General features: G+C 63.4%; 23 protein-coding genes. 7 read left to right on the forward strand and 16 right to left on the reverse strand.

The window, feature by feature from the left end; all coding sequences use genetic code 11:
* Window positions 1-4 precede the first annotated feature (4 nt).
* Window positions 5-1,123 (forward strand): flagellar biosynthesis protein FlhB, encoded by a 1,119-nt coding sequence (gene flhB, locus A3728_RS16015; protein WP_067925812.1) that lies wholly within the window; start codon window positions 5-7, stop codon window positions 1,121-1,123.
* A 15-nt stretch (window positions 1,124-1,138) separates the two neighbouring features.
* Here the strand turns inward: flhB and A3728_RS16020 are convergent, their stop codons facing one another.
* The 4 genes from A3728_RS16020 to A3728_RS16035 are packed head-to-tail and all read right to left on the reverse strand — an operon-like array spanning window position 1,139 to window position 3,720.
* Window positions 1,139-1,813 (reverse strand): hypothetical protein, encoded by a 675-nt coding sequence (locus A3728_RS16020; protein WP_067925815.1) that lies wholly within the window; start codon window positions 1,811-1,813, stop codon window positions 1,139-1,141.
* Window positions 1,810-2,199: a hypothetical protein gene (locus A3728_RS16025; protein WP_067925818.1), complete on the reverse strand. Its 390-nt coding sequence runs from the start codon at window positions 2,197-2,199 to the stop codon at window positions 1,810-1,812. The genes A3728_RS16020 and A3728_RS16025 overlap by 4 nt, the downstream gene beginning before the upstream one ends.
* Window positions 2,180-3,130, reverse strand: coding sequence for a flagellar motor switch protein FliM (locus A3728_RS16030; RefSeq protein WP_067925821.1), 951 nt, complete (start codon window positions 3,128-3,130; stop codon window positions 2,180-2,182). Before A3728_RS16030 ends, A3728_RS16025 begins: the two co-directional genes overlap by 20 nt.
* 2 nt (window positions 3,131-3,132) lie before the next feature.
* Entirely contained in the window at window positions 3,133-3,720 is a 588-nt protein-coding gene (locus tag A3728_RS16035; RefSeq protein WP_067925824.1) for a flagellar basal body-associated FliL family protein, read from the reverse strand.
* Here A3728_RS16035 and A3728_RS22870 point away from each other — a divergent pair.
* Genes A3728_RS22870 through A3728_RS16060 form a run of 6 tightly spaced genes read left to right on the forward strand, consistent with a single transcriptional unit; the run spans window position 3,701 to window position 8,662 of the window.
* Window positions 3,701-3,907: a hypothetical protein gene (locus A3728_RS22870; protein WP_150120845.1), complete on the forward strand. Its 207-nt coding sequence runs from the start codon at window positions 3,701-3,703 to the stop codon at window positions 3,905-3,907. The two genes, A3728_RS16035 and A3728_RS22870, sit on opposite strands and share 20 nt — an antisense overlap.
* 14 nt (window positions 3,908-3,921) lie before the next feature.
* Window positions 3,922-5,649 (forward strand): flagellar basal-body MS-ring/collar protein FliF, encoded by a 1,728-nt coding sequence (gene fliF, locus A3728_RS16040; protein ID WP_067925827.1) that lies wholly within the window; start codon window positions 3,922-3,924, stop codon window positions 5,647-5,649.
* Window positions 5,646-6,320, forward strand: a complete 675-nt coding sequence (locus A3728_RS16045) for a FliH/SctL family protein (protein ID WP_067925829.1) — start codon at window positions 5,646-5,648, stop codon at window positions 6,318-6,320. Before fliF ends, A3728_RS16045 begins: the two co-directional genes overlap by 4 nt.
* The gene (locus A3728_RS16050; protein WP_082851032.1) at window positions 6,307-6,759 is read left to right on the forward strand and encodes a FliM/FliN family flagellar motor switch protein; all 453 of its coding nucleotides are present in this window, start codon (window positions 6,307-6,309) and stop codon (window positions 6,757-6,759) included. Before A3728_RS16045 ends, A3728_RS16050 begins: the two co-directional genes overlap by 14 nt.
* Window positions 6,746-7,582, forward strand: coding sequence for a flagellar type III secretion system pore protein FliP (fliP, locus tag A3728_RS16055; protein ID WP_067925832.1), 837 nt, complete (start codon window positions 6,746-6,748; stop codon window positions 7,580-7,582). Before A3728_RS16050 ends, fliP begins: the two co-directional genes overlap by 14 nt.
* Window positions 7,583-7,603: 21 nt before the next feature.
* Window positions 7,604-8,662, forward strand: coding sequence for a flagellar motor switch protein FliG (locus tag A3728_RS16060; protein WP_067925835.1), 1,059 nt, complete (start codon window positions 7,604-7,606; stop codon window positions 8,660-8,662).
* A gap of 12 nt (window positions 8,663-8,674) precedes the next feature.
* On the opposite strand, the gene A3728_RS16065 is transcribed toward A3728_RS16060, so the two are convergent.
* From A3728_RS16065 to A3728_RS23235, 12 genes are all read right to left on the reverse strand, one after another.
* Entirely contained in the window at window positions 8,675-9,502 is an 828-nt protein-coding gene (locus A3728_RS16065) for a DUF1217 domain-containing protein (protein ID WP_067925838.1), read from the reverse strand.
* The gene (locus tag A3728_RS16070) at window positions 9,499-9,948 is read right to left on the reverse strand and encodes a flagellar biosynthesis repressor FlbT (RefSeq protein ID WP_067925842.1); all 450 of its coding nucleotides are present in this window, start codon (window positions 9,946-9,948) and stop codon (window positions 9,499-9,501) included. The genes A3728_RS16065 and A3728_RS16070 overlap by 4 nt, the downstream gene beginning before the upstream one ends.
* A 1-nt stretch (window position 9,949) precedes the next feature.
* Entirely contained in the window at window positions 9,950-10,360 is a 411-nt protein-coding gene (locus tag A3728_RS16075; protein ID WP_067925845.1) for a flagellar biosynthesis regulator FlaF, read from the reverse strand.
* A 65-nt stretch (window positions 10,361-10,425) separates the two neighbouring features.
* Entirely contained in the window at window positions 10,426-11,262 is an 837-nt protein-coding gene (locus A3728_RS16080) for a flagellin N-terminal helical domain-containing protein (protein ID WP_067925848.1), read from the reverse strand.
* A gap of 144 nt (window positions 11,263-11,406) precedes the next feature.
* Window positions 11,407-12,297, reverse strand: coding sequence for a flagellin N-terminal helical domain-containing protein (locus tag A3728_RS16085; protein WP_067925851.1), 891 nt, complete (start codon window positions 12,295-12,297; stop codon window positions 11,407-11,409).
* A gap of 106 nt (window positions 12,298-12,403) precedes the next feature.
* On the reverse strand, window positions 12,404-12,781 hold the full coding sequence (locus tag A3728_RS16090) for a hypothetical protein (RefSeq protein ID WP_067925854.1): 378 nt from the start codon (window positions 12,779-12,781) through the stop codon (window positions 12,404-12,406).
* Window positions 12,778-13,086 carry a rod-binding protein gene (locus A3728_RS16095; RefSeq protein WP_201722175.1) on the reverse strand — a complete coding sequence of 103 codons (309 nt, stop codon included), beginning with the start codon at window positions 13,084-13,086 and terminating at the stop codon, window positions 12,778-12,780. Before A3728_RS16095 ends, A3728_RS16090 begins: the two co-directional genes overlap by 4 nt.
* Before the next feature lie 12 nt (window positions 13,087-13,098).
* Window positions 13,099-14,166: a flagellar basal body P-ring protein FlgI gene (locus tag A3728_RS16100; RefSeq protein WP_150120846.1), complete on the reverse strand. Its 1,068-nt coding sequence runs from the start codon at window positions 14,164-14,166 to the stop codon at window positions 13,099-13,101.
* A 62-nt stretch (window positions 14,167-14,228) separates the two neighbouring features.
* A complete protein-coding gene (locus A3728_RS16105; RefSeq protein ID WP_067925860.1) occupies window positions 14,229-15,311 on the reverse strand; it encodes a flagellin in 1,083 nt (360 codons plus the stop codon).
* Window positions 15,312-15,318: 7 nt separating this feature from the next.
* Window positions 15,319-16,740, reverse strand: a complete 1,422-nt coding sequence (flgK, locus tag A3728_RS16110) for a flagellar hook-associated protein FlgK (RefSeq protein WP_067925862.1) — start codon at window positions 16,738-16,740, stop codon at window positions 15,319-15,321.
* 17 nt (window positions 16,741-16,757) lie between these two features.
* Window positions 16,758-18,026 (reverse strand): flagellar hook protein FlgE, encoded by a 1,269-nt coding sequence (locus tag A3728_RS16115; protein ID WP_067925864.1) that lies wholly within the window; start codon window positions 18,024-18,026, stop codon window positions 16,758-16,760.
* An 80-nt stretch (window positions 18,027-18,106) separates the two neighbouring features.
* On the reverse strand, window positions 18,107-18,790 hold a 684-nt coding region (locus tag A3728_RS23235; RefSeq protein WP_161489595.1), incomplete at its 5' end, for a hypothetical protein.

Here is an 18,790-nt window from a genome sequence, read left to right on the forward strand (position 1 = left end):
AACCATGTCGGAAGAAGACAAGAGTTCAAAGACCGAGGAACCGACCGAGAAGAAATTGCGCGATGCGCGCAAGAAGGGCGATGTTCCGCAATCCCGCGAAACCGGCACCGCCATGGTGGTGTTCGCGCTGCTGATGATCCTGATCTTCATTCTGCCCACGACTTCCGGCAGGCTGGTCGACGCGCTCAGCGCGCCGCTGACCGGGGCGGGGCTTGCCGCCGTTGGCGATGGCGGCGCGGGCCTGTCGGACACGGGCAACATGCTGCAATCGCTTGGCTTCTCAGTCGGGCTGGCCATGCTGCCGATCGTGGGCATCATGGTGCTGGCCGCGCTCTTTGGCGTGATGGTGCAGGGCGAAACCGTCGTGGCCGCCGAACGGATCAAGCCGAAACTGTCGAAACTCAACCCCCTTTCCGGGTTCAAGCGGCTCTTTTCGGCGGATGCTTTCGTCGAATTCCTCAAGAACACCGGCAAGGTGCTGGTGATCGGGGTGATCACCGTCTGGGCCGTGCGGGACCTCGCACAGTCGCTGGGGCAGACACAGAATTTCCTGCCGGAGCAACTGCCCGCCTTCACGCTCGACTCGGTACGCTGGATATTCCTTGTCACCACCGTCTTTCTGGTGCCGATCGCGCTGGCTGACATCCTGTGGAAACGGTCCCAGTGGAAGAAGAAACAGATGATGAGCCTCAAGGAGGTCCGGGACGAGCACAAGGACAGCGAAGGCGATCCGCAGATCAGGGCCCGGCGGGCCGAGCTGCGCCGCGCCCGGGCGCGCCAGCGCATGGCGCAGGCGGTGCCGACCGCCAGCGTGATCCTGACCAACCCGACCCATTACGCCGTCGCGCTGCGCTACGAACAGGGCAAGGATGACGTGCCCCTCTGCGTGGCCAAGGGTGCGGATGTCATGGCCGCGCGCATCCGCGAAATCGCGCGGGAGCATGACATTCCGATGATCGAGAACCGCCCCCTCGCCCGCGCCCTCCATGCGAGCGTCGAAGTCGATGAACGCGTGCCGGTCGAACACTGGCAGGCGGTGGCGGAGATTATCGGCTACGTGATGGATCTGCGCCGCAACAACAGGCGCACCCCCCCCGAAGGGTCCACCTTGCGCGAAGAATGAAGGCGCGCGCCCCGCTCAGCGCAGGCGCAGCCCCTCAAGGTTGCGGTCGGCGGGCAGCTTCGATTGTTCCAGAATGATCTTGGTGATCAACCGCGCGCGGACGAGGCTCAGTTCGCCCACCACCTGCGCCGCGTCCCGTTCGGGCATAGCACCGATCACCAGCACGGCGGTCTCGATATCGATCTCGTCCATGATACCGGCCGCGACCTGCGGCTTCATGTTGCGATACAGTTCGACCAGTTTGGTCATGTCCTGATTGTTCGCCTTTTCGATCCGCTCCAGCTGCGCGGCGATCTCATCGCGTACCTCGGCGAGGCGTTCCTGTTCGGTCCGCAGGCTTTCCTCGGCCAGCGCGATGCGCGCCTCCCGGTCGGAAAGCTCCTTGCGCTGAACCTCCAGCAATCCGCGTTCCTCGGCGATGGCGGCGGCGATGGCTTCGCCCGGCTCGCACATACCGCTTTCACCCGGCTGGCTGGCGTCTGCCGATAGGTCGGACGACATGTCGGTGACTTCGGGCGCCGGGGCCGCCATCGCCGCCATGACCAGCCGTTCGGGCCGGGGCTGGGACAGGCCCGCATCCTGCTGCGCGCCCATGAATAAATCGGCGGGCACCAGATCAACGGAAACTTTCAACACCCCGGCGAGGCCAAGTCCCAGAAGGGCAAGCTTGGGGACGGAGAGGATGCTCATTCCTTGCGCTCCTTGGTAATGTCGAAGAACGTCCGGACGAGGTCCGATTTACCCGGGACGGAGGCCTGCCCGCGTACGGGCGCCTTTTCACGCGCGGCAGCGAGCCGTTCGGCAGGCGAAGCAACCGGGGCAGGCTGGGCCGCTTTGCCCCCAGGCCCCTTGCGGGACAGGGGCGGATCGGGCCGCCGCGCATCTTCGGAGATCCTGCGCAGGTCTTCCACCGATTTGGCGGACTGATCCACCGCGCTGGAAAAGGCACCGACCATCGGCTCCATCTCCCGCAAGGTTTCCATCAACTTGCGCACGCGCCGGTCCAGCACGACCCCATAGCCGAGCGTTCCGACCAGCAGAACGACGATCACGATGTCAATCAGCCCCGGCAGCATCCTCGTCCTCCTCCTCTTCGTCGCGGGCGTTCTGCTTCAGCAGCATCTGCGTCACGCGCAGCGCCAGCGAGCCGTTGGTGCGCTGACCAAAGGACGCCTGAAACATCGCCTGTTCGTTGACCATCCCCACTACCGGCTGATCCAGCGTCATGCCAAGGTCGATCACATCGCCCGGTTTCCAGCGCATCACGTCGTGCAGGGGGATCGGCAGTTCGCGCAGCAAGGCGGTGATCTTCACGGTCGTGCCCGATATTTGCGAATTGATCTCGTTGCGCCAACCGCTATCGCCCCCCGGTCGCCCGCCGAGGTACGGTTGCGCCAGCAACGCCCCCACCTCTTCCAGCGCGCCATAGGGCAGGATGAGCGACAGATGCCCGTCGCGCTCGTCGATCCTGAGCCGCAGTCGCACCCGCAGCGTGGCCGTCCCCGGCGGGACCAGCACCACCGATCTGGGGTTCGTTTCCAGCGTCCGGATGTCGAAATGAACCGGGCTGATCCCGGCGCAGCACCCCTCGAACGCCGTGAGCGCCAGTTCCGCCAGCTGGCCGCCGATCCGCTTTTCGAAGGCGGTAAAGCTGCGCGGCACCCATTTCGCACGCGCGGTTCTGCGCCCGCCCAGCATCACTTCGAGGATGGTGAACAGAAGGTCGGGCTCCACCGCGCAGGCAAGCCTGCTTTTCCAGCCCTCCGCCACCGTGACGGCGATAAGCGACGGGGTGCAGGTAGCCTCCATCGCGTCTTCATAGGTCATGTAATCCATCGAGATCAGATCGATCTCGGGCGTGATGGAGCAATAGGATTTGAACTCGGGCGCCAGCGCCAGCACCAGCCGGTCGATGATCATTTCCAGCGTCGGCATGGGCTGGAAACTCTCCCGCGCCTGCCGGATCATCGCTTCTTCGATACGTTCGTCTTTCGCGCCCTGCGCCATCTTTACTGCACCACCATGTCCGAAATCAGGATCTCGGCGGGCGCGTCGCTGTTGCCCACGGCGCGGGCACGACGCAGAAGTTCGGTTTTCATCATCGCCAGACCCCGCGTTCCGCGCAGATCGCTGACATGAAGCTGGCGCAGGTAATCCTGAAACGTGTCACGCAAATAGACCTCGCGGGAAAGCAGCCGGTCCGCCCCCTCCTGCTTGTCGTCATAGACCATCAGCATGTTGAGCTTGAGGAACCGGGTCGTCTGGCGCCCGGTGGCGGTCACATCCGTGACGTTCACGATAAGCTCGGGAAACGGCAGCACCGGAAAGCCCGCCTGTTTCTTGGCGCCCTTCTTGTCACCCTTGGGGGACTTGTCCTCTTTGCCTTCCTTGCCGTCACCGGCTGCGTAATCATCCGATTTGCCTGTTTTATCGGGCTTTTCGCCATCTTTTCCGGCATCGGCGCTCTCCGCCTCGGCGGGGGAGCCGAGGCCCACAAGACCCAAGGCCGCGGTGGGTCCGATCGCCAGCGTGAGGCCCCCCGCCCCTGCGGCAAGGCTCAGAACGATGAGCGCGGGAATGATGATGATCTTCTTCATGGGTATACCTTTACCGCAGGCCGCCGCTCCAGACTACATGCAAGAACAAACAGAATGCAATTCAAGCATTGTTGCAACACTGAGCGCAGGATTGGGTGATTTTGCAAGGATATTCCAAACTATGCTTGAAACTTCTTCCTCCAATGGGAAAGCTGGCGGGAACAACAGGGCAAAAGCCCGATATTGAGAGCAGGTACACAGGTGCGTCAGATCCTCGACAACCTCGGCCAATTGGGCCCGCGGCGTCTCGCCATGTTGGGCGGCGTGGGGCTATTCATCCTCGGCGCCATCCTGATTGGCGCGCGGACGATTTTCGCGCCGACCTTCGTGCCGGTCTATAGCCAGCTGTCCCCCGGCACCGCGTCGCAGATGACGCAAACGCTGGAACAGGCCGGGCTGACGGTGGAACTGTCGCGCGCCGGTGACACGATTTCCGTGGCCGAGGGCGACGTGGCCCGCGCCCGCATGGCGCTGGCCGATGCCGGTCTGCCCGGCGAAGGCGTGCCCGGGTGGGAGCTTTTCGACGACATGTCCGGCATGGGGATGAACACCTTCATGCAGAAGGTGAACCGCCTGCGCGCGCTCGAAGGTGAACTGGCCCGCTCCATCCAGACAATCAACGGAATCGAATCCGCGCGCGTGCACCTTGTCCTGCCCGAGCGGGAAGCCTTTTCGCGGGTCCGCCCGGAGGCCAGCGCCTCCGTCATCGTTCGGTCGCGGGCCAATACATCCATGTCACGGGCGCAGGCGCAGTCGGTTCGCGCGCTCGTCGCTTCCGCTGTTGCCGATCTCGAACCGCAAAAGGTCACGGTGTTGTCCTCCAACGGGGATACGATCCTTGCCGAAGAGGATGCGACCGGCTCCGACTTCTCGCTTCAGGGCCAGCGCACCGCCATCGAGGAACAGATGGCCAAGAAGGTGGAGGCGATCCTCAACGCCCGCGTGGGCCCCGGCAACAGCCGCGTCCGCGTCAGCGTGGACCTGACGACGGAGCGCGAAATCCGCGTCTCCCGCAGTTTCGATCCCGAACAGCAGGTCGCCCGCTCCATCGAAACACGCGCGCGCAACTCCAATGAAACCGATCCCGCGAATGCCGCGGTGGACGCGGGCAACAACATCCCCGATGCCCTGCGCGAAGAAGGCGACGGCGCGGCGGGCACCTCCTCCCGCTCTGAAAACGACGAGATCATCAATTACGAAATCGGATCGGTCGAAAGCGAGTTGATCCGCGAACCGGGCGATATCGAACGGGTGTCGGTGGCGGTTCTGGTCAACGGCAGCTACGGCACCCGGCCCGATGGCACCGAAGGATATATCGAACGCTCCGAAGAAGAGATGCGGCGCCTGACCCAGCTTGTCAGCACCGTGATCGGCTTTGACGAAAGCCGCGGCGATCAGGTCCAGGTGGACAGCCTGCGCTTTCAGGATTTCGACGCTGAACTGGGCGGCCCGGTGGGCCGTACCCTGAGCGGCGTGCTGGCCGACAACGCCATGTCCATCCTGCGCGCGATCTTCGGCCTCGCCATGCTGGCGATCATCCTGATGCTGGGCGCGCGCCCCCTGCGCATGGTGCTGGACGCGGCACTGCCCGCGCCGATGGACACCCCCGCGCTCGCCGGGGCCGGGGCCGCGGGTGGCGAAATCGCGGGCGGAGAGGCGGGCCGCGCCATGCTACCCGGCCCGCAGGCCGGGCAGAAGGCCCTGGGCAACGATGCGCGTCACATGGAACTTCCCGTCGGGCGGAGCACCGGTTCGGCGCTCGTGCTCGCGGATCACGAAGACGCCCCGCACGAGATGGTTCAACTCGCCGCCGTCGACGGCCAGTTGCGGCGCAGTCAGATACACTCGGTCGCGGAACTGGTGCAGAACCACGCCGATGACGCGCTGCGCGTGCTCGGCCACTGGCTGGCGGAAAAGGAAACCGAATGATCTCCTCGCTGAACCTGCGCAACCTCGATGAAGAGGGCGAAGACTGCACGCCGGGCGCGGCCCGCAAGGGCGAGCATTTCACCAAGGATGAGCTTGAAGCCAAGGTGAAGAAGGCCCGCGAGGAAGGGCGTATCGCAGGCTATCTCGCCGGGGCGGAGGACGGCCGCAACGAAGCACGGGACACGGCGCTGGCCGCACAGGCCGAAACGGCGGATATGCTGGCGAAGGAACTCGCCCGCCTCGCGGTCGCGGCCCAAGAACATCGCGCCGCGCTGATCGCTCAGGTGGTGGGGTTCACGCTCCAGACCTGCGAAGTCGTCTTTCCCGAACTGATCGACAGGTTCTCGAAGGTGCGGGTGAAGAAGATGGTGGGCCAGTCACTCAAGATGGCCATCGGCTCCATCCGCATCCGCATCCGGCTGTCGCCCGCCACGATGGCGGCGCTCGAAGACGAATTGCGCCAGCGCGCGGCCTATTACAAATGCGACGGGGCGCTCGACCTTGCCGCCGACGAAACGATGCATGACGGCGAAGCCCGGATGGAATGGGACCACGGGCGGCTCGATTATGGGTTCGAACAGATCTGCAACCGGCTGCTGGCCGAGTTGCGGCAGACCAGCGAAAAGGCGCAGGGCGCCCGGAAGGAGATAGGTGGACATGGACAAGTCTGATCCGCAGGACAAGGAAGCGAAAGCCTCCGCCGATACCGCGAAAACCCCCGAAGAGACGGGGACCGAGGAGGCAGCGGCCCCCGCCGCATCCGAACGCACCGCCGCCGAGGCGGTGGCGCGGAATGTTTTTCCGCAACTCGATACCGAGGAAACGCGCCATGCGCTGGCCACGCGGGATGAAAACGCGGGCAACGGGATCAACGCGATGCTCAACGTCGGCCTCGATGTGCAGATCGTGCTGGGCCATGCGCGGATGCCGATTTCACGGCTGCTGGAACTGACCCGCGGCTCCATCGTGGAGCTGAACCGCAAGATCGGCGCGCCGGTGGACCTGATGGTCAACGACCGGCTGGTGGCGCGGGGCGATCTCGTCAAGGTGGGCGAGGACCGGCTCGGCGTCTCGCTGACCCAGATCGTCAAGGATCATGCGGCTGACTGATAGCCTCAGAAAGGCAGGCCGTTTCCTGCGCCTGCCGGGCCTTGCGGGGCTCTTGCTCTGTGCGGGGGCCGGTATGGCCGCCGCGCAGGACGGCGGCTTTCTGGGCGCGATCTCAGACGCGATCGGAGAGGCGGCACCGGGCACTGACGAGAATGCGAGCCTTTCGGGCCGCATCGTCCAGTTCATCGCGCTGGTCACCGTGCTTTCCATCGCGCCCGGGCTGCTGGTGGTGATGACCAGCTTCACCCGCTTCGTCATCGTGTTGTCGATGCTGCGCTCCGCGCTCGGGCTCAACCAGACCCCGCCCAATATCGTGCTGACCTCGCTGGCGCTGTTCATGACCTTCTTCGTCATGCAACCGGTGTTCGAGGACGCCTACGAAGGGGGTGTCGTACCCCTGCTTGAAAACACGCTGGTGGAGGAACAGGCGATGGAGCGTATCGCGGCCCCCTTCCGCGCCTTCATGTTCGTCAACACCCGCCCGCGGGACTATGCCCTCTTTCTCGATGTCTCCTCCGACGGTACGGAAACCGAAGACACCCCCCTGCCCACCACCCCGGAGGAGGCCGATTTTCGCCAGCTGGTCCCGGCTTTCATGATCTCCGAACTGCGGCGGGCCTTTACCATCGGCTTTTTGATCTACCTGCCCTTCGTTGCGATCGACCTGATCGTCGCCTCCGTCCTGATGAGCGCGGGGATGATGATGCTGCCGCCCGTCCTCATTTCGCTGCCTTTCAAGGTGATCTTCTTCGTTCTGATCGACGGCTGGTACATGCTGGCCGGCTCCCTGATTGAAAGTTACGTCCCGCTCGCGGGCGGATGATACGGTCCAAAGGAAAGCACTATGTCCCCTAGCCCCAACTCACCCACCGCAGCCCGTAAACCCAGCGCCGCCGTCCGGGCCATGACCGGCCCGACCAAGGCGGCGATCACCTTTCTCTGCCTCGGTGAACAGGCCGGGTCGGACCTGATGAAGCGCCTTTCCACGACAGAGATCGAACGCATCACCCACGCCATGAGCCGCCTTGGCCCGATCCCGGCGGAAATCGTGGAGGACGTGCTGTCGGAATTCACCGAAAGCGTGATCACCGGCACCGGCTCCGTCACCGGGTCGCTTTCCGCGGCGGAGGCGCTGCTGCGCAAGTTCATGCCGGAAGAGGAAGTAACCGAACTGCTGAACACCGTGCGCGGCAATAACCGGCAGAGCGCAACCTGGCGCCGCTTCGCCTCGCTCGACGAGTCGGTGATCGCCAACTACCTCGAAGGCGAACACGACCAGACGGCAGCGGCGATACTCAACAATATCGACACCTCCGTCGCGGCCAAGGTGCTGCCCCTCCTGGGCACCGACCGGATGTACGACGTGGCCGAACGCATGGTCGGCATGGAAGCAGTGCCCATCCACATGATGCGCCAGATCGAGGAAACGCTGAAAAAAGACATCATGTCCGACACGGTCCACACCAGCGCTGCCGAGACCCATCAGCGCATGGCCGACATGTTCAACAAGCTCGACGTGCAGGCCTTTGAGCAGCTTTCACAGACCCTCGACCAGCGCATCCCCGAAACCTTTCAGGCGATCAAACAGCGCATGTTCGTCTTCGACGATCTTGTCCGCCTGTCGACGCAGGATCTGGCGCAGGTCATGCGGGGGCTGGAGGGCGACACCCTGCCGCTCGCCATGCGGGGGGCCAAGAAGGAGCTGCGCGATTACCTGATGTCCTGCCTGCCGCAGCGGTCGCGCCAGATGCTGATGGACGAAATGGAAGCCACGGGCCCGGTGCGGGGCCGCGATGTGAACGCCGCCCAGACCACGATGGTGGATTACGCCAAGGTGCTGGCGGATCAAGGTCTGATCCAGTTACCTTCGCACACCGACGAAGAAGACGAGATTTTCGAATGACGCTATGCGCGGTCAGCGGTAGCGGTTGTATCCGCCCTGCACGATGGACGGAATATCGAGCGTGATGATGTTGAACCCGCCCCCCTGCCCGGCAGAAACCGCGCCCTGCATCAGAGTGACCGCGATATTGTTGGCGGTCGCCGTCCCTTCGAGCGCGTCGTAAACGGCCGAGAACCGCTTCACCAAGCGATCCACCTCTGCCGGATCCTTCAGCTTTTCGATATCGAATTTCGCTTTGAACAGTTCGACCTGCCGGTCGATGTCCACCTGCACGACTTCTTTCGGCAGGCCGAGCGCGGTGCGCATGAATTTGGCGATGTCCTTGTCCTTCAGGACGTCGAACCATGTGTTGATCTCGCCGGCCTTGGCCTTGAATTCCAGCGCCAGCCCCGCGCCGGTGTTCTGCTCCGCCGCGGTGTTGAGCAATATGCGTTCCTTGAAACGCTCGATCATGTCCGCCTGCCATTGGGGGTCGCTGAAATTCGCGCTGCCCCCGCCGCCCGGCGCAAAGCCAAGCTCGATGTGCATCTCGCGGATGTTGGGATCGGTCAGGCGGTTCACCAGCGCGGCGGTATCCGAGCGGTCACTTTCCAGCGTCTTGCGGATGAGCGCCTTGCCGAAGATCTGCGCTTCGAGGTCGAAGGCCCGCATGACGAAAGTATAGACCTCCGTATCCGCGATCAGTTCCTTGGGCGATCCGATCTGGCCGATACGCTCGCTGAAGGCGGCGATCTGCCGCGCGTTCAGCGCGTTGCGCGCCACCAGGTCCAGCTGCTTATCGCGCGTACTGTCATAGAGATTGACAGCCAGACCTGTTCCCAGACCGCCCAGGGGGATCATGCGGACACCGATTGCCCTGCCGCCGGCGGGGCGGCTTTTGCTGCGGCACCGCGGTCCGGCAGTTTCAGCGACATCAACTCGCCCTCGTACTTCAGCACGGGGCGCAGGTCGCTCATGGCCTTGTAGTAATCCGCCATGCTGACGTGGTTGGCGGCCTGCATCACCTTCCCGCGCATCTCTGCGCCGAAACAGGTTGCCAGCCCCACCAGCCCGGACTGGATCTTGGGTACGATCTCCTCCCGTGCCTTGGGATTGATGAGCGCCGTCTGCAACAGGAAATAGATCTTGGATACCGGCGTCGCCTTCTTCTTGGCGTCCAGCAGATCGCTTTCGCGCACGATGTCGGCGCGATTTTCCACGGTGATGGATTGGCGCCGATCCCCGTTGCGCAGGACACAGCCGTTGACGATGACCCGTTCGCGGGGTCTGAGCGTGATTTTTAACATGTCAGACCCCTTCGTGAGCCATTTCGGTCGCGCCACGGCCCGCAAGCCCGGCGACGATGTTGCTGTTGATTTCCACGAGACCGGCGAGGCCGCCCTCCCCCGCGATGACGGCGCTGCACTGGCGGTCGATCCACATGGCGATGGAAATGAGCGATGCCTTCAGGCTGTCGGGGATCGTGTTGCCCGGCTCCGCCAGGTCGCTGCGCAGGGCCGCCCAGATGCGCTGGTTCTCAACCAGCGTATCGCGCAAACCGCCCGCAAGGATCTGCTGCCGCTCGAACCGGGACTCGCTCTTGTCGAAATCCGCGACATAGGTCTGAAGCTCATGCGTCACGCGCGACAGGATGCGCCGCTCGATCTGACGCGGGGATTCGCTTTCCCTGATGGTCTTCTTGTATGCTGCCAAGCCCATAGGATTTTCTCCTTGTTATGTTCTTTATCCGTCCCGCTCCCCTGCTCAGGAGCGAGGCGTCGGCCTTACTGGAAGAGGCTCAAGATATTCTGCGGCGCCTGATTGGCGATCGACAGCGACTGCGTGGCAAGCTGCTGCTGCACCTGAAGCGACTGCAGGCGGGCGGCCTCTTCTTCCATGTCCGCGTCGATCATCGACCCGACACCGGCATCCAGCTTGTCCGTCAGCTCGCTCAGAAAGTTCTGCTGCGTCTCGATGGAACGCTCGGCAATACCCAGATCCGTCGCCGCACCCGTCACCGTGGTCAGGTAGCTTTCGGCGTTGCGCAATGCGGTTTCCAGCGCTGTCGGTGTGGTGCTCTCATCGATCAGGATCGCCGCAAATTTGGCCTGTTCCGCTTCGAGGTCGGTGGTGGTGAAATCAATCGTAGTCGTGTTCAACATCGTTCCGCTGCGGCTGACGCCGGAAACGACTTCCTTCGGGCCAGCGCCAGTTGCGGAAATCAGGTTTTCGCCGTTGAAGGAGGACTGCTCGATCGCTGTCTGCATCTGCGCGGCAAGGGCGGTCAGTTCCTTTTGAATGTCAGCCTGATTCACGCCTTCGGTCTGGGCAAAGGCCAGACGGTCAACGAATTCCTGCGCAAGATCGACGAGCGTTTCCGCACCCAGGCGGGCGGTCGACACGGAATTCTTCGCAAGGGTCAGACCCTCGTTGACGGCTTTGTTCATGCCGCTTTCGGAATTCATCGTCGTGGAAATGGAATAATAGGACGCGTTGTCCTTGGCGGAGGAGACCTTCAGACCGGTGGAAATGCGGTTCTGTGTCTCGCCGAGCTGCTCGTTGATGCCGCGCAATGTCGAAAGCGCGCCCATCGCCGATGTATTGGTGAGGATTGAGGACATGGTAGTTTCTCCATACTTTTCTAGTGGATTTCAAAGTCGTCGTTCTGACAACCGCAAGGTCTTGTCCGTCCTGAGGGTAGACTTCCGGCCCCGGATCAGATGATCAGGGGCCGGAAGGTAATATTTATGATCTCAATTTAATCATTAACGGAACAGGCTCAGGATGTTCTGCGGCGCCTGGTTAGCGATAGAAAGGGACTGGGTCGCGAGCTGCTGCTGAACCTGAAGCGACTGAAGGCGCGCGGCCTCCTGCTCCATGTCGGCGTCAACCATCGATCCAACCCCGGCGTCCAGCTTGTCGGTCAGCTCACTCAAGAAGTCCTGTTGAGTTTCGATAGCCTTTTCAGCGATACCGAGCTGAGTTGCGGAATTAATGACAACTTTCAGGAAGTTGTCGGCATTCTTAAGGTCGTCTTCCATCGTTACCGTTTCGGTGGTAACGTCCACGCCGCCGAAGGCCAGCGCGACGGAAGCCAAGTCTAGTTCATTCATGTTGATGGAGGTGGTCGAAAGTGTACCGTCAGAGTTGCGGGTGATGCCCGAGGTCACTGTCACCGCGGTTTCGACCGAGGCCATATTGACGCTACCGTCGGTCGGCGCGGTGTAGGCGGCGGCAGCGACGGCGGGGCCGCCAATCAGGTTTTCGCCGTTGAACGACGACTGCGCAATGGTCGTGTTCATCTGCTCGACAAGAGAATCGAGTTCCTTTTGCACTTGCGCCTTGTCGACGCCGTCGTTCTGCGAAAAGCTCAGACGATCGACGAACTTCTGGGCCAGATCCTTCATCGTCTCGGCACCCAGACGTGCGGTGGAAACGGAGTTCTTTGCCAAAGTCAGCCCCTCCCGCACAGATTTATTCATGCCGCTTTCAGAATTCATCGTGGTCGAGATCGAGAAGTAGGACGCGTTGTCCTTGGCCGAATTGACCTTCATGCCTGTGGAGATGCGGTTCTGTGTCTCGGACAGGTTGCTGTTTACGCTCCGCAGTGTGGAGAGAGCATTCATTGCGGAGCTGTTTGTGAGGATAGAAGACATGTGTAGTTCCAGTACTATTCTTAGTAATCCATGTCGTCATTCTGACAACTGCGGAATTATCCGCTTGGTTTGTGGTTTGATGCATGATTCTGTCAGGAATATGGCATCAGATGGTCTTGTCGACGGCTACTGAACCTGTAGCCATAATGTCACGTTTCATGCCGGAACGGCCATAAACGCCCGCCATTCCATGGCGTCCGCGGATATGGCGCACCTCGGCGATGATCTCGGATGTGGCGCTCTGCGCCTGCTCCAGATGCTGCGCGTCGCGCAGAATCAATCCTTTCAATGCACGCAAGCGCTCGGCTTCGACGGCCTGGGGATTCCGAGCCAGTTTCTGTTCCAGTTCCGCGCCCAGCCGGGCCTTTTCGCTTTCGTAATCGACCAGCACCGCGAAATCGCCCGCTTCAAGCGCGGCGATCTCCTTGTGCAGGATGCGTTCAAGGGCCTCGATGGTGGCCAGTGCCTCGCGCTCTGTGGTCATCTTTCGCGCCCCGTCTGATACCGCAGGATCGCCGTTTCGATCCCGTCGGCGATCCCGGTGGAGCCCTGGTCGGCAATGCTGCGTCCGATGGCGTCGGACAGGAAGCTGCGCCAAGTCTCTTCTGCATGGCCACCGCCGAAATTGCCGATCTCGACGGTCGAAAGCATCTCGTCCACCATCTGGCCGAGGAACATCGCCTCGAACTCCTTGGCCGAGTCACGGGCGGCGCTCACCTGCGTCTGTGCCTGCGTGCCGGGCACTGTACCGGCGGCGGGCCGTGTCATCGAAAGAGGGGGGATCTCCATCCGGTCGCTCCTCTATATGATCACGAGATCGGCGTGCAGCGCGCCGGCGGCCTTGATGGCCTGAAGGATCGAAATGGTCTCCGTCGCGCCGACACCGATGGCGTTCAGCCCGTCCACCAGACGCTGCAGGCTGACCGACCCGTCGATCACGGCGAATTTCGCGTCCCGCTCCTCCACCGAAACGGAGGTATCGGGCACGATCACCGTGGTGCCACCGATGGAAAGCTCCTGCGGCTGGCTCACGTTGAAATCATCCCGGACGGTCACCGTCAGCCCGCCCTGGCTCACCGCCACGCGGTCGATCCGTACGTCGGCCCCGATCACGATGGTGCCGGAACGGGCGTCGATCACCACGCGGGCGATCTGATCCGGCTCCACCATCAGCGGCCCGATCTCCGCCATCAGATCGATGAGCGATGCCTTGCCCAGTTCCTCCACCGCGATGGTCCGCGAATCGAGCGCCTGCGCCACGCCGCCCCCCAACGCGTTGTTGATCGCGGATTCGACGCGCCGCGCTGTGGTGAAATCGGGATTGCGCAATGCCAGCAGCACCCGGTCAAGTTCACCAAAGGCGAAGTCCACCTCACGCTCGACAATCGCGCCATTCTCGATCCGCGCGCCGGTCGGCACCCCCTCCACGATGGAGGCGTTGAGCCCCTGCGCCGCATAGCCCGCAACGGCGATGGGGCCTTGCGCCACCGCGTAAATCTCCCCGTCCGCCGCGGACAGCGGCGTGATGATCAGCGTGCCGCCCCGCAGCGACGTGGCATCGCCCAGCGAGGATACGACAACATCGATGGTGCTGCCCGCGCGGGCGAAAGGCGGCAACGCCGCCGTGACCATCACGGCGGCCGTATTGGTCGTACGCATCTGGTCTTCGGTCAGATTGCCGATGCCCAGACGTTCCAGCATCCCCTCGATGGCACTTTCCGTGAAAGGCGCGTTGCGCAGCGAATCCCCGGTGCCGTTCAGTCCGACGACCAGACCGTAGCCCACCAGCTGGTTGGACCTGACGCCCTCGATCGTCACGATATCCTTGATCCGGACCTGCGCCGCCGCCGATGTGGCGATCAGGAGCATTCCACCCAGCAGGGCGGTGTTCAGGATGAGTGTTATCAGTCTGCCGATCATCGCCCGGGCCCTCACAGGTAATTCAGGAACGACATGCGCGACAGCCGCGCCGTCACCGCGTAGCTCGATTCGAGCTGCGTCTGCAGTTGCGTGAGTCGGCCGGCGGCATCGTATTGATCCGCCCCTTCCAGCGCGAGTTGTTCGGAGGCGAGCAGTTCGGCCCGCACCTGCTGCGTGTTGAGCGTATCGGCCAGCCGCCCACGCGTGACACCGGCACCCGTCTCAAGGTCGGTGACCCCTGACAATCCTCCGGCGATGGCTGAACGCGCCTCTTCCATCCAGAGTGCCCGTGCATCGGGATCCGCGATGGCCGACACGTCAACCTCCGCCAGCATGGCAAGGCCCCGCAAAAGGTCTCGCATGGCCGGATTGTTCGCCTGCGCGGGCTGGCTGATCTTTTCGGTCGGTGAAATCTGCACCTCGACGAAGGGATTGGGCTGACCGCCTGCGTCCAGCTCATGGGCGCCGCGATAGAAGCTCGCTTCGAAATTGCGGTTCGGGTTGGCGACGAGCGCACTGTCGTACATCGTCTTCAACTCGTCGATCTTGGCCTGCGCGTCGGCGGCGCTCGTGATCGTGGGGCCGACAGTTCCCTGAATGATGCCTTTGGGCGAAAGCCCCGTCTCGGGGTTCACTTCGTCCCAGGGCTGAAGCGGGATCAGGTCGCTCTTCGTCCCCGACATCGCGAATCCGGAGGTATCCTTGTAGGCGGCGCGGGCTGTGATCGTATCGATTGCGGCCTGGGCGATCTGCGACAGGTTGCGCGACGGCGACCCCCCGTTGGCCTCGCTGAAGACCAGCTGTTCCAGCACGTCCTGACCCGCGTCGCGAATACCGCCAAGCGCGCTTTCCAGCCCGGCAAAGCGCTGCGCCAGCAACTTGTTGGATTCGATGAAGCCGTCGTTGCGGGTGATCTGCATGCGGATCGCGATGGCGTCCGCGGATTTGTGGCCCAGTGCCTCGTAGGGGCGGGATTTCAGCCCGGTGGTCACTTCGCTGGCGGTATCGGCAATCTGGCCAGCCAAACGGCTGGCGTGTTCGCGCTGGCGCAGGCTCTGCAATGCGGTGGAAACGGTGCGGGATATTTCGCTCATCGCTGCCTCACACCGCGTCCAGAAGCGTGTCTATCATGCTGGTCAGGCTCGTCAGAACCTGCGAATTGGCGCCATAGGCCTGTTCGATCTCCAGCAATTTCTGCAGTTCGGTGTCGATGTTGACGCCTTCGATACCGGCACGGCTGTCCTCAAAGGTGGCGAGCTTCACGGCACCGCCTTCGGCGCGGGCCTCGGCACTGACCCGTATGTTCTGATGCGCCCCTACCAGCGTGGCGGCGTAGTCGCCGATCGTCCGGTTCGTGCCCAGCCCGGCCCCGGGCGCAAAGCCCTGCGGCGCGGAAAGCGCATCGATAAAGGCCCCGATCTGTGCCGTGGCACCCGCGTCACCGGGGGTGGCCGCGCCCATGCCGTCGCGCAGACGCCACAAGCCCCCGCCCGCCTCCGGGCGGACCGCGTCGTTGATGCTGATGCGCCCGGCCAGCCCCACGGCCTGCGCCGGGTCGAACGCGGCCCCCGCATCGGTGAAAAGCCCCGCCTGCCCCGGCCCGATGGAGGCATCGGCAGCCTCGAAACTCTGCACAAGAACGCGGGCCAATTCGTCCAGCTGCTGGCCCATCTGGGGCAGCGTGTCCGACAGCAACGTGCTGAGCTCGGCCAGCCGGCCTTCGGAAAATCCCCGCGCCCCGGGCACGCCCGGGGTGATGTCGATATTGCCGGTCTGCAGGGCGCCGGTCTGCGGGTCGAAAGTGATCGCTGCGGCGTCGGAGCCGCGCACAAGCTCCGCCCCCCCGGTGGTATGGAGCGTCAGCGTCCCGTCGCTTTCCCACCTCGTGTCGAACTGCATCTGCCGGCCGAGATCGTCGAGCGCGCGCCCGATACGGTCGCGCAGGTCCGCCTCTCCCTGCGTTCCGGGGACTTCGAGCTGTATCTGATCGTTGAGTTGGGCGATCCCCGATAGCGCGGCGTTGACCGTCCCAACGGTACGTCCGAATTCTTCCGCCGCATCCGCCGTCGCGGTGGTGAGCGACTGCGAAGCGGTGTTAAGCGACTTGACCAGCGATTCTGCATTCAGCAGAACGCCGCGCTGGACCCCGGCGCTGTTGGGCGCATTGACCAGCAGATCGAGGCTTGTCTGGAATTCGGCGACCCGTGCTGCGGGCGAAATCTCATCCCCCGGATTGCCGAGGGTCCCGAGATAGCCGTTCAGCACCTCGCCTGTCACCGTAGCACCCGCGGCCTCCGCCCCGGCGCGCCGGGTCATGGCCGCCAGCCGGTCGTCAACCTGCCGGGCGATGCGCACCTCCACCGTGCTGCCCTGCCCCGCCGGCGTGCCGCTCGTCTGGGCGGCATCGCGCCGGGCGTAGCCGGGGGTGCTCGCATTGGCGATGTTGCCGGCCACCATCGTTGCACGCTCTTCGGTCGCGCGCAGTCCGCTGCGTGAGACGTTGAAGGCGGCCGAGATGCTCATTCAGCGGGTTCCCCCTATCAGCGCTTGATGCGCAGGGTCTCGTCCAGCATTTCGTCGCTGGTCGTGATGATCTTGGCGTTGGACGCATAGGCCCGCTGGGTCTGGATCAGGTCGGTCAGTTCCTTCGCGATATCGACGTTGGACTGCTCCAACGCGCCGCTGACCACCCGGCCCAGCCCGTTCGACGTGGCGGAGTTGAGGTTCACCGGCCCGGAGGCGAGCGTCGAGACATAGGCGTTGCCATCGATCGACCCCATCTCGTTGGGGTTCGCGACCTGCGCGATGGGGATTTCGAACAGCGGGCGGCGCTGGCCATTGTCGAAGACACCGTAGAGCACGCCAGCCTCGCTCATCTCCGCCCGGATCAGGCTACCGGTCTGGGCACCATTATCTTCAAAGCGGGGCGCTGCGTAGTCACCGGAAAATTGGGTCATCCCGGCAAAGCTGCCCGGCGCGCCGAGGTTGATTTCCAGCGGCTGGGGCGTTCCCCCATTGGCGATGGACAGTGTCACGACCCCGGTGGCCGGATCGATCGGCAGGCCGGTTGAGGTATAGCTCGCCGGGCTGCCCGCGTTGGGGCCACTGTCGTTGAAGGCGACCGTCGCACTGCCGTAGTTGGTTCCGTCGGCATCCGTTATGGTCAGGGACCATTCATTTGGCGTCGCCGTAGGCTGCCAGGACAGGTTCATCTCCGCCTGCCCGCCAAGCTGGTTCACATAGCGCAGGGTGGAAACGAAAGGCGCGCCGGGGGTGGCTTGCCCGGTTTCCTGCGACGGCACATTTCCCGACACATTGACCAGCGTGCTGGGGGAGCCGGGGATCTGGTAGTCCGCGATATTCACGGTTTCCAGATCGCCAAAGCCCGTGCGGTTCACATTGCCCACGTTGCCGTCGACGGCGGTCGGAAACCCGCTGAGGTAATAGCCCGCGGAATTGCGCAGGTTGCCATTCTGGTCGGGCGCGAAGGATCCCGCGCGCGTCATGAAGTAGTTGGATTCGACCGGATCGTTCGGATTGCGCGAGACGACAAAGAAACCATCGCCCTGAATCGCGAAGTCCGTGTTGCGGCCCGTGGTCTGCAGGATCCCCGTGTCGTCGATGTCCGACCGCGTCGTGCTGACCACACCGGCCTGCTGGTCGCCCGTGTTATGGGTGACGAAATCGGAAAAGCTCCGCCGGTAGCCTACGGTATTGGCGTTGGCGATGTTGCTCGAAATCACGCTGACCTTGGACGAATTGGCCTGCAGGCCGCTGATTCCCACTTGAAGGGCGTTGCCGATACTCATGGATTACTCCTCTTCATCTTGTACTATTCATACGCATACAAGAATAATAAATGCGCGCTTAATCTTGTTCTAATCATGATTCAATTAAGGTCTTTGTCATTTTTGTCACTCACGGCGCCTGCTCCGGTCAGTTCCAGAACGGTGTCGAGCGCCCGGTCGGCATCCGACATGCTGCTGCGCATCGCCTCCGACGTCAGCGTTTCGGGCGGCTCCACCTCGGGCGACAGGCGCAGGGCGATGTCCCGCCAGCCGGACATGTCCGACAGCAGGGGAAAGGTGCCTGCAAGTCGCTCCAGGGTATCGGCGGCGCCGATCTCATGCGCCGCAAGGGTCAGCCGCGTGGCGTCCGGAAAGGCGAAATCACTTGGATAGCGCGCCCACAACTCCATAAAGGCATCATGCGCCGCCGCCCACTTCCGCTTGTCGTAGAGCGCCTCGGCCCGGCTGCGTGCGAGCCTTGCGTCAAGCGCCCGGGCGCGCAGGGCCGCCAACTCCTCCGTCCGGCCCGCCCGCGAGAGGGCCGAGACGAGCAGCCGCTCGGCCTCGGCGTCGCTTTCCCCTGTCTCAAGGCCCACGCTCATAAGCAGGTCAACCGCACCATCCGCCTGCCCGCCCGCCAGCAGGGCGCGCGCCTCGCCCAGCCAAAGGTCGCGCAGATAGGCGGGGTCGGTTTCGAACATCTCCAGTTCCTGCGCCGCAATCGCCAGTTCCCGCAGGTTGCGGAACTCTCGCGCGGCGGCGCTGGTGATTCCCGCCGCCAGCAG

The sequence above is a fragment of the Sulfitobacter sp. HI0040 genome (genome assembly GCF_001634885.1).
Taxonomy (GTDB): domain Bacteria; phylum Pseudomonadota; class Alphaproteobacteria; order Rhodobacterales; family Rhodobacteraceae; genus Sulfitobacter.